The sequence below is a fragment of the Microbacterium sp. CPCC 204701 genome, from assembly GCF_004010105.1.
Lineage (GTDB): Bacteria > Actinomycetota > Actinomycetes > Actinomycetales > Microbacteriaceae > Microbacterium.
Genome location: NZ_RRYE01000514.1, coordinates 1 through 1,696, shown reverse-complemented (window position 1 = coordinate 1,696; position 1,696 = coordinate 1). Strand labels below are relative to the sequence as shown.

The window sequence follows — 1,696 nt, the reverse complement described above, 5'->3', positions numbered from 1 at the left end:
CACGCGGTCGAACTCGCCGACGCCGGTCGTGCGACGCGGGGCGTCGGTTGTGTCGATGTGCGTGATCGGTCGCGCCGCGCGTGCGGCTCCGGGCGACACCGGAGTCACCGACCGTGTGATGCCGGTCTGCTCGGCGGCCTCGACCACCGTGCCCCACTGCTGGCACTCGCCGCAGCGCCCGACCCACTTGATCGTGGTCCACCCGCACTCGGTGCAGCGATAGGGCGCGGTCTGCGTCGGGCGTCGGGCTGCGGCCATGGCTTCACTGTACGGCGGGCAAGCGACATCGCCCGTGACGGATGCCTCGGGTCGAGGCATCCGTCGTCATCCCCTGGTGAGGGCTCAGCCGATCGCTGCCGCGAGAGCCTCGAACACCGCGGGCGCCGGAACTTCGCCCGAGGCAAGCGGCACGTCGCTGTTGACCATGACGACGATGGTGGTTTCGTCGTCGTAGCTGTGGAACACGGACGTCGTGAATCCCGGGATCGTGCCGGAGTGTCCCCAGTAGCCGTCTGCGCGCTGGCCCCAGCCGAGCCCGTAGCCGCTCTCGTCGTCGTTCGGGGGAGGCGACGACAGGATCGAGTCTCGCCGGACCTGCTGAAGCTCCGGCGTCAGAACGCCCTCGCCCGAGAACATCGCGTGCGCCCACAGCGTCAGATCGTCGAGCGTCGAGATCACCTCACCGGCGGCGTTCCCGAAAGACGGGTTCCAGTCGGTGGCATCGGTCGTGGTGCCCGCGGGCTGCCCCTGCGCGGTGATTCCGACCAGGTGCGGCTCGAGGATCGCCGCCGAACCCGCCGGGTACACAGTGTCGTCCATGCCGAGGGGCCCGAACAGCCGGTCCTCGAACACATCGCCCAGGGGTTGGCTGAGCACCTGCTCGATGACCATGCCGAGCAGGATGTAGTTGGTGTTGGAGTACTGCCACACCTCCCCGGGCTCCCCAGCGAGGGGCAGCTGCTTCGCGTAGTCGAGAAGCTGCTGCGGCGTGAAGACGACGCTCGGGTCTCCGAAGTACGCTGCCGCCCACTGCGGATCGAGGGAATACGACGGGATGCCGCTCGTCATGTCGGCGAGCTGCCGCAGCGTCGCCGTGCCGTTCGGCGAGTCGGGGACGTACTGCGAGATCGGGTCGTCGAGCGACACCAGGCTTTCGCCCACCAGCTGGAGGAGGATCGTCGCCGTCATGGTCTTGGTGAGGCTGCCGATCCGCGTGTGGTCGTCGGGCGCCGGCGCGGTGTCACCGCCGGGGGCGGAGGCCCCGGACGTTCCGGTCCACGTGCCGTCCGGCGTGATCACGCGCGCCGCGACACCGGGGAATCCGCCATTGCTGCGCGTGTCGTCGAGTGCCGACTGCAACGCCGTCGCCGTGTCGACGGCGATGCCCGTCCCAGGCGCAGTCGCAGTCGACTCCGTCTCGGGCGCCGTCGAGAGTGCCGGTGCGGCGCATCCGACGGCGCTGAGTGCGACCACGAGGGTCGCTGCCGCCCAGGCGGCGCGCGCAGGCCGATCTCTGCGAAGTGGGCGCACGATGATTCCCCCGATTCGTCGACTGCTGCCGACGCTATCGGTCGCCGCACCGTCCGGCACGGGACCTGGATCCCCACGGGGTGTACGGGCGACCGCGGTCGCGGCATCCGTTCGCCGTCGCGCCGGCGCAGGCCCGCTACGCCGAGCGAGGCGCTCCCGCGCGCCC

The 1,696-nt window shown here is 70.6% G+C and carries 1 protein-coding gene and 1 pseudogene; both read right to left on the bottom strand.

Annotated elements, in window-relative coordinates:
* Positions 1–258: pseudogene (locus EIO58_RS17390) on the bottom strand (DNA repair protein RadA); the annotation flags it as partial.
* 84 nt (positions 259–342) lie between these two features.
* Positions 343–1,473 (bottom strand): serine hydrolase domain-containing protein, encoded by a 1,131-nt coding sequence (locus tag EIO58_RS17385; protein ID WP_205789363.1) that lies wholly within the window; start codon positions 1,471–1,473, stop codon positions 343–345.
* Between the last annotated feature and the right edge of the window lie 223 nt (positions 1,474–1,696).